This is a genomic window from Neobacillus niacini, assembly GCF_030817595.1.
Classification (GTDB): Bacteria; Bacillota; Bacilli; order Bacillales; family Cytobacillaceae; genus Neobacillus; species Neobacillus niacini_G.
In genome coordinates this window covers 3,857,086-3,865,000 of sequence record NZ_JAUSZN010000001.1, presented here as the reverse complement: position 1 = coordinate 3,865,000, position 7,915 = coordinate 3,857,086, and the positions used below count along the sequence as shown (strand labels likewise).

At 40.2% G+C, this 7,915-nt stretch carries 7 protein-coding genes, 7 tRNA genes, 2 rRNA genes and 1 riboswitch (1 of these 17 cut by a window edge); of the genes, 11 read left to right on the top strand and 5 right to left on the bottom strand.

Annotated elements, in window-relative coordinates; all coding sequences use genetic code 11:
• From QFZ31_RS18410 to QFZ31_RS18360, 11 genes are all read left to right on the top strand, one after another.
• Nucleotides 1-480: ribosomal RNA gene (locus tag QFZ31_RS18410) — 23S ribosomal RNA — on the top strand (it extends 2,457 nt beyond the left edge of the window).
• Between the two features lie 78 nt (nucleotides 481-558).
• A 5S ribosomal RNA gene (rrf, locus tag QFZ31_RS18405) occupies nucleotides 559-674 on the top strand.
• Nucleotides 675-712: 38 nt separating this feature from the next.
• A tRNA-Glu gene (locus QFZ31_RS18400) sits at nucleotides 713-787 on the top strand.
• A 40-nt stretch (nucleotides 788-827) separates the two neighbouring features.
• A tRNA-Val gene (locus tag QFZ31_RS18395) sits at nucleotides 828-903 on the top strand.
• 188 nt (nucleotides 904-1,091) lie between these two features.
• Nucleotides 1,092-1,168: transfer RNA gene (locus tag QFZ31_RS18390), tRNA-Met, on the top strand.
• A gap of 49 nt (nucleotides 1,169-1,217) precedes the next feature.
• Nucleotides 1,218-1,293, top strand: a tRNA-His gene (locus QFZ31_RS18385).
• 16 nt (nucleotides 1,294-1,309) lie between these two features.
• Nucleotides 1,310-1,384 (top strand) — tRNA-Gln (locus tag QFZ31_RS18380).
• Nucleotides 1,385-1,398: 14 nt separating this feature from the next.
• Nucleotides 1,399-1,472 (top strand) — tRNA-Gly (locus QFZ31_RS18375).
• A 5-nt stretch (nucleotides 1,473-1,477) separates the two neighbouring features.
• A tRNA-Ile gene (locus QFZ31_RS18370) sits at nucleotides 1,478-1,551 on the top strand.
• A 329-nt stretch (nucleotides 1,552-1,880) separates the two neighbouring features.
• The gene (locus QFZ31_RS18365; protein ID WP_307305486.1) at nucleotides 1,881-2,744 is read left to right on the top strand and encodes a nitroreductase family protein; all 864 of its coding nucleotides are present in this window, start codon (nucleotides 1,881-1,883) and stop codon (nucleotides 2,742-2,744) included.
• A 28-nt stretch (nucleotides 2,745-2,772) separates the two neighbouring features.
• Nucleotides 2,773-3,243 (top strand): SRPBCC family protein, encoded by a 471-nt coding sequence (locus tag QFZ31_RS18360; RefSeq protein ID WP_307305484.1) that lies wholly within the window; start codon nucleotides 2,773-2,775, stop codon nucleotides 3,241-3,243.
• A gap of 79 nt (nucleotides 3,244-3,322) precedes the next feature.
• Here QFZ31_RS18360 and QFZ31_RS18355 read toward each other — a convergent pair whose 3' ends face one another.
• The 5 genes from QFZ31_RS18355 to QFZ31_RS18335 form a co-directional block, all read right to left on the bottom strand.
• Nucleotides 3,323-3,511, bottom strand: a complete 189-nt coding sequence (locus QFZ31_RS18355; RefSeq protein ID WP_307305482.1) for a hypothetical protein — start codon at nucleotides 3,509-3,511, stop codon at nucleotides 3,323-3,325.
• A gap of 206 nt (nucleotides 3,512-3,717) precedes the next feature.
• Nucleotides 3,718-4,506: a cytochrome c oxidase assembly protein gene (locus tag QFZ31_RS18350; protein WP_307305479.1), complete on the bottom strand. Its 789-nt coding sequence runs from the start codon at nucleotides 4,504-4,506 to the stop codon at nucleotides 3,718-3,720.
• Nucleotides 4,507-4,986 (bottom strand): DUF2243 domain-containing protein, encoded by a 480-nt coding sequence (locus QFZ31_RS18345; RefSeq protein WP_307305477.1) that lies wholly within the window; start codon nucleotides 4,984-4,986, stop codon nucleotides 4,507-4,509.
• A gap of 268 nt (nucleotides 4,987-5,254) precedes the next feature.
• A complete protein-coding gene (gene dapA, locus QFZ31_RS18340) occupies nucleotides 5,255-6,133 on the bottom strand; it encodes a 4-hydroxy-tetrahydrodipicolinate synthase (RefSeq protein WP_307305473.1) in 879 nt (292 codons plus the stop codon).
• A gap of 127 nt (nucleotides 6,134-6,260) precedes the next feature.
• Nucleotides 6,261-6,441, bottom strand: a riboswitch (Lysine riboswitch).
• 164 nt (nucleotides 6,442-6,605) lie between these two features.
• Nucleotides 6,606-7,802 carry a class I SAM-dependent rRNA methyltransferase gene (locus QFZ31_RS18335; RefSeq protein ID WP_307305470.1) on the bottom strand — a complete coding sequence of 399 codons (1,197 nt, stop codon included), beginning with the start codon at nucleotides 7,800-7,802 and terminating at the stop codon, nucleotides 6,606-6,608.
• Nucleotides 7,803-7,915 lie beyond the last annotated feature (113 nt).

The window sequence follows — 7,915 nt, the reverse complement described above, 5'->3', positions numbered from 1 at the left end:
GCTCAACGGATAAAAGCTACCCCGGGGATAACAGGCTTATCTCCCCCAAGAGTCCACATCGACGGGGAGGTTTGGCACCTCGATGTCGGCTCATCGCATCCTGGGGCTGTAGTCGGTCCCAAGGGTTGGGCTGTTCGCCCATTAAAGCGGTACGCGAGCTGGGTTCAGAACGTCGTGAGACAGTTCGGTCCCTATCCGTCGTGGGCGCAGGAAATTTGAGAGGAGCTGTCCTTAGTACGAGAGGACCGGGATGGACGCACCGCTGGTGTACCAGTTGTCTTGCCAAAGGCATCGCTGGGTAGCTATGTGCGGACGGGATAAGTGCTGAAAGCATCTAAGCATGAAGCCCCCCTCAAGATGAGATTTCCCATAGCGTCAAGCTAGTAAGAACCCTGAAAGATGATCAGGTTGATAGGTCAGAGGTGGAAGCGTGGTAACATGTGGAGCTGACTGATACTAATCGTTCGAGGACTTAACCAATTTTAAAAAGCGAACTCGTTTTACACACTTCTTCTGAAATTATCTAGTTTTGAGGGAATGAAACCTCAAAATAAATAGTCTGGCAGCAATGGCGAGAAGGTCACACCCGTTCCCATACCGAACACGGAAGTTAAGCTTCTCAGCGCCGATGGTAGTTGGGACTTTGTCCCTGTGAGAGTAGGACGTTGCCAGGCATTGCCCCTTTGGGGTTTTTATTTTGTGATTTTTGAATGGCCCCTTGGTCAAGTGGTTAAGACACCTCCCTTTCACGGAGGTAACACGGGTTCGAATCCCGTAGGGGTCACCAAAGATTTTTATCAATAGACAAAAATAACTTTCCATACTATGGAGGATTAGCTCAGCTGGGAGAGCATCTGCCTTACAAGCAGAGGGTCGGCGGTTCGATCCCGTCATCCTCCACCAAATTTTTTTCGCGATAGCGAAAATAAACTTTCCATAATACTTCTATTATCGCGGGGTGGAGCACGTTCGAATAAGCTTCTTCGAATGGTCTACAGCGAACCGATTGAGCTGCTTCTTGAATAGACTTTCTGAAATCGGGGCGGTCTTTCAAGCTAAGAGCATAATCAAAATTTTATTGTTTATACTATCGCGGGGTGGAGCAGTCTGGTAGCTCGTCGGGCTCATAACCCGAAGGTCGCAGGTTCAAATCCTGTCCCCGCAACCAATTAAACTATCTAGGTTTACACGATTTAAACCTCAACTATATTATTTTGGCGGTTGTGGCGAAGTGGTTAACGCACCTGATTGTGGTTCAGGCATTCGTGGGTTCGATTCCCATCAGCCGCCCCATTTACTTTTCTAATATTGGGCTATAGCCAAGCGGTAAGGCATCGCACTTTGACTGCGACATGCGTTGGTTCAAATCCAGCTAGCCCAGCCATTTTATTTTTATACGCGGGTGTAGTTTAGTGGTAAAACCTCAGCCTTCCAAGCTGATGTTGTGAGTTCGATTCTCATCACCCGCTCCAATTAAGGGCCTATAGCTCAGCTGGTTAGAGCGCACGCCTGATAAGCGTGAGGTCGATGGTTCGAGTCCATTTAGGCCCATAAATACTTCGAAAAGAGTGATTGCTATTCATAGTAATCACTCTTTTTTTGTTGATTTATTTCTACCTCCATTCGTTACCGAAGACGTCAATTAATTGGGTTAAAGGGAACGAATACTCTCTATTTGTTACCGAAGTCTGTAATTATTAGGGTTAAGGGTAACGAATACTCTCTATTCGTTACCGACGACTTCAATTATTTGAGTTAAAGGGAACGAATAGCCAAATATCGGAAAAGTTGACATTGTTAAGTTGTAGGAGATGATTGTGAATGGTTACAATAGGAGTGAACTTGACACTAATAACTGTGCTTACAGAAGGGGGGATTCGATGATTTTTGAAAAGTCGATCATAGAAACCATGAAAAAACGCCAATCGGTTCGAAACTTTGACATTAAAAATATTGAAGAATCTCATGTTGAAAGAGTAAAGGATTACATAAGCAATGAAGATAACTTACTTGGACCATTTGGGAGTAGGGGCAGAATCGAGTTCATACAAGTAACCAACAATGTAAGTGATAAAGGCATTAAGCTAGGCACATATGGATTTATTAAAAATCCACAGGCATATTTGGCAGGGGTGGCAGAAAACAGTAAATACTCTCTTGTTGAGTTTGCATACAACTTTCAAAAACTAGTCTTATGGTTAACGGAGTTAGAAATCGGTACTTGCTGGATGGGAGGAACGTTCAACCGAAATTCATTTGAACAAGAAATTCAGCTCGCGGAAGGAGAATTCATTCCCTGTATAACACCAATCGGATATCCGAATCAAAAACAACGGGTATTCGATAAGGCACTCCGCTACGTTGTAAAAGCCGATAATAAAAAGCCATGGGATAAGCTATTTTATGATTCAACATTTGAAGTGCCATTGAACAAAGAAAATGCAGGATTATTTGAATTACCAATCGAGATGGTTAGGCTTGGCCCATCTGCATCCAATAAACAACCTTGGAGACTTTTATTGTCTAGCGATAAAAAGGCATGTCATTTTTACATCGAGCATACACCGAATTATAGTACAAAACTAGGATATGATATGCAGCTCTTAGATATGGGAATTGCGATGTGTCAGTTTGAATTAGCCTGTAAGGAATTAGATATTAAAGGACGATGGAGCGTGGAAAAACCAGACTTACTTCTCCCAAATGAGCAAACGGAGTATATTGCCAGCTGGGAAACCCTTTAAAATGAAAGCAAGAATGGAGTAAGTAGAAATGCCTGTTATCGAGCACAAGCTGTTTATAAATGCGCCAATAGAGGCTTGTTTTGATCTTGCCAGGGATGTCAATGTTCATACTCAAACTACCTATAAAACAAGGGAAAGAGCTGTTGGAGGTGTAACAAAGGGACTGTTGGAGGAAGGTGACAGTGTAACTTGGGAGGCTGTACACTTTGGTATTAAACAAAGGTTAACCTCAAGAGTAATCTTTATGGAAAAGCCTCATAGTTTTGTCGATGTAATGGTAAAGGGTGCGTTCAAGTCATTCATTCATATCCACCAGTTTATTGAAGAAGAAAAAGGAACGACAATGATTGATCATTTTCAATATAAGTCACGTTTCGGTCCTCTCGGAGTCTTAATTGATAAATTGTTTCTAGAAGAATACATGAAAAAATTTATTGTTATTCGTGCAATAGAATTAAAGAAAATAGCAGAAATAAAAACTAATCAAACGTTTGATTAAATGGGTTGAGACCTTTGTATAAAAGGACTTTAAAAGGTCTAATCAAACGTTTAATTAACTTTGTAGTAATTCATAAAAATTAGGACTCTGGTAACTCAATTTTTCTTTTTTCAATATCCATAGCCGAAACAATATATGCAAATCCATTCATTAAAAAGTAAATAACATTGGATTGTACCCGTTCAGTTTCTCCTAAATAAGTATTTAAGATAATGACGACAGAGTATAAAACCACAAAAAATAGAGCGATTTTATTAAAGATTACCATTTTAACAACTCCTTTTTTAGGATACTTAGTTTATCATATTTTCGTAGAGCTAAACTTATGCAGGGCAAGAGGTATTTAGGATGGTTTCTCGTTAGCTTCCAACCTTTACCATCCATGATAAACAAGTTGGGTAAAATTTATAGAAAACCTGTACTCATGATATCTATTTTATCGATACAGGTTTTTTTGTGTGCATGAAATTTTGTTTAATGACTTATCGATACCGAAGTTCGTGGCCGTGCAGCTTTATACCATTGTTGGCAAAACAAGAATATCAAGCAAATTTCAATAATATCCCCGCCGTAATACATGATCATTCCTCCCATATGTGCCTGTTCAATGGGTACACCCCCTGGAGGATAAGCATAAATGTACTTTGAGAGGATTCCGTGTGCCGCTAACGATAGGATTAGCACGATAGCACGTAAACTAAAACTATACCGGTGGGCTGTCAGGTCAATATAAATAATTGAAATAGTATAGAGGTATCCTGCTAAGAATACGTGAAAATGAACGACCATATGAAGAAGGACATGATGTTGCATCGCCGAGTACAGTTCTGTCGTATATAGAACCCAAAGGCCTCCAATATTGAGTATGGAGGCGACAACCGGATGACAATATATGCGAACTGGGAAACTCTTTAACACGCGAGAAAGTTTTCTAGCGTGTCCAACACTTAGAGTTCTCATCAGAAGAGTCATTGGAGCAGCATGTACAAGAAGTAGAGGGGCAAGCATCCCAAGGAACAAATGGCCAACCATATGTGCCGTAAAATTTATATGAGCAGTGTCGGCAATAGGACCTATAAGTGCAACAGCAGCAGAAAGAACTCCGGATACCCAGAATATGTATCGATATATCGGCCATTGTTTATGACATTGGTTTGAGACTAATCCTAATAGGAGATAAATCAGGATTGCTAGTACAAAGGGGAGAGCCAAAAGAAGTTCATTTGGCAGCTCACTTGCATGATGGACATGGTTATGATTCATTTAGGCTGTTCCTTCCATCACTTTTGATTCCCGGCCTGTCCGAAAAACGATTATTAACCCAGCGATTAACATGATAGCGGCAAGTATGTTCCACACCCAATCGTAAGGTGCAATCTCCACGTTATAACGGATTTGATGGATCCTCATTAATTTATGTTGGACCGTCCCATCAAACAAATTAAATCCGCCTCCACCAATTAGGAATCCACCAAACCATCTTTTTGGCCACCAAGCATTTCTTCGACGGAGATCGGAAACCAGAAATGCCCCTGCAACCGTTGAAAACCAGCTAAATGCATGAAAAATACCATCTGATACTAGTCCGATATCTGGGGTAGATTTATCATAGAAATGGTGCCAATGGAGGAGTTGATGGAAAACAGCCTCATCAATGAAAGCGACAAACCCTAATCCTAGTAAGCAGCCCGAAAGTAGATTACGCCCTAAATAGGCAGAGCGAGAAGCGTGATTTGTAGACATAATTATCTCCCTTATTCCACATTTTTCCTTGTATTAGTTTAACCAGTACTAAATAAATCCAAACAAACATTGAATATCATTACTGGGCTGGGTAGGATCGGAACAGGGATGTGGAAATGGAAGTTGCTGTTATTCGGACTCGACGAGTTTTAATAAGACTTTAGCTGTCAGAAGTCAGCTGCACGTATTCTGACTCAAAACAACAATCATCGAGAAAATACCCTAAGAAAAAAACCTGCCCCATAGAGGGACAGGAATGACAATCAGATTATACCAACGAATTGATTGGCAAGACTTTTTGCAGCGCACTTTTTTCATCATCATTTAAAGGAATCATCGGCAGGCGGACATCTCCAACCTGGACACCTTGCATATTTAATGCGGCCTTTACAGGGGTAGGGTTTGGTGCCATAAATAATGCTTTCATAATTGGCAGAAGGCTGCGATGTAAAACGGCAGCTTCTTGAACGCGCCCATTTTTAAACAGTGTGACCATTTCTTGCATTTGATTGCCAATGACATGTGAAGCAACGGAAACTACACCTGCACCGCCGATTGCTAGAACTGGAAGGGTTAGTCCATCATCGCCGCTGTACAAAGTGAATGTATCTGGAGTATGGTTAATGATTTCTGCCATCGCATCTAGATTACCGCTTGCTTCTTTTACTGCAACAATATTATTAATTTCAGAGAGGCGGACGATTGTCTCAACAGAGATATTTACGGCACAGCGTCCGGGAATATTATAAAGCATTACTGGTAACGAAGTAGCTTCAGCAATGGCTTTAAAGTGCTGAAATAATCCTTCTTGAGACGGTTTATTATAGTATGGAGCTACTAGCATAATACCATCAACGCCTGCTTCTTCTGCCTGTTTCGTTAAGCTGATAGATGCTCTCGTATTATTTGAGCCGGTTCCAGCAATGACAGGCACTCTGCCGGCTGCAACCTCGACCACGAATTTAAATAATGAAATTTTTTCCTCTGTTGTTAATGTTGGGGATTCACCAGTGGTTCCTGCAACTACTAATCCGTCCGTACCATTATCAATTAAAAAATTTACTAGTGTTCTAGCTGCGTGATAGTCAATCTCTCCATGTTGATCAAATGGCGTCACCATAGCTGTTAAAACTTGGCCAAAAATCATCAAGCTCACCCTTTACATAATTTTTAATAAAAATTAGAGGTAGATCAGGTCAATCAATAGTAAACGCAAAAAAGCAGCAACGAAGGCTCGCTACTGCAGTAGAAACATAAATTAAAACCGTTCCTTTGCGTAAGATAGCCCTCCATATAGTCACCTATATGACAGTTCTGTATTTATTCAATAGCAGAACCAGCGGCATAGACAAATGAGATTCTATCCACTTCGGCAAATTCCCCTTTCCACAATCATCATAGGACCTCATTATCCTCCTATTGTGTACTTATGGTCTTTGCGCCTCTATCCTCACTTCAAGGTAATGAAGTAAGAAAATATTTAATTATATATAAATATACCAGAAAATTCTATAAAATTCAAGAGCAAAGGTGCCTGTCACCGCAGGGACTGCGGTGACAGGCACCACCGGTAGACACTGTCCATGTGGGGTGGACAGTAAATCCTATGAACTGGCACTTTATTTTATTTTTTTAATGAAGACTACTTTGAGGTAGTCCGATTCTGGGTAATGTTTATTTGTTCGGAAGTCGTCAGGTAGTGAGAATTCTTCCATTATTTTATAGCGTTTTTTTGATTCCTTAAAGGCGGTATCTATGAATCCTTTAAATTTGTCCATATCAAAAGAGCTAGAATTGGTGGATGCGAGGATCGTTCCGTTATCCTCAGTGATGGAGATAGCTTCCTTTAACAGGTTTTTATAATCCTTTTCCGCACTAAAGACAAACTTTTTGGATTTAGCGAAACTTGGAGGATCAAGAATAACGACATCAAACAGAAGCCCTTTTCTTACAGCATATTTGAAGTAGTTGAAAACGTCCTCAACAATGATATCCTGATCCTCATATTTAATTCCATTCACTTTGAACTGCTCGATTGTTTTACGTTTGCTTCGATTGGCGAGGTCGACACTTGTCGTTTTCTTTGCGCCTCCTAAAGCGGAAAACACTGAAAACACTCCGGTATAGGAGAATGTATTTAATACTCTTTTCCCTTGTGTGTATCCATCTCGTAATGCTTTTCTTACATCCTTTTGATCTAAGAATACACCGACCATAGCACTGTCATTCAAATAAACGGCAATATTGACGCCGTTTTCCTTCACAATAATGGGGAACTCTCCACGTTCGCCAGCGACGAAGTCATCCTCTTCAATGTATTTACCACTTTCATCAAAACGTTTCTTCTGATAGATGGCTTTATACTCCACTATTTCCTTCAATGACTCTATAATAAATTCTCGAAAATGATAAATGCCTTTACTGTACCAGGTAATTAAGTAATAACCATCAAAGTAATCAATCGTTAAACCACCGATGCCATCGCCTTCACCATTAAATACTCGAAATGCTGTTGTATCAGAACTTTTATAATAAAATTCTCTCTGAGTGATGGCGGACTTCAAGGTCTTTTTTAAGAAGGCATAATTGAACTGCTCCTTTTCATTGCTGCTTAGCACCCAACCGAGACCCTTATTTTGTTTCCCATAATAACCTTTGGAAATAAAGTTGTTCTGTTCATCGACAAGGTTTATAGTTCGACCTTCTTCATCTAGAACATTGTGATTCATAATCGTATCTTTGGTAATAAGCGGGTAGCCGCTTTTATATTTTTTAACGAACTTTGATTTCACCTTTAACCTGACTTCTGTTTTCATCTCTTCATCCTATCAGTTGTATTTATCATTATTAGAACTATAAACAATGTTAATAAAATCAATAACTATCAATCAATCATAACACGGTTTACTAGTGATGCGTATTTCGCCAT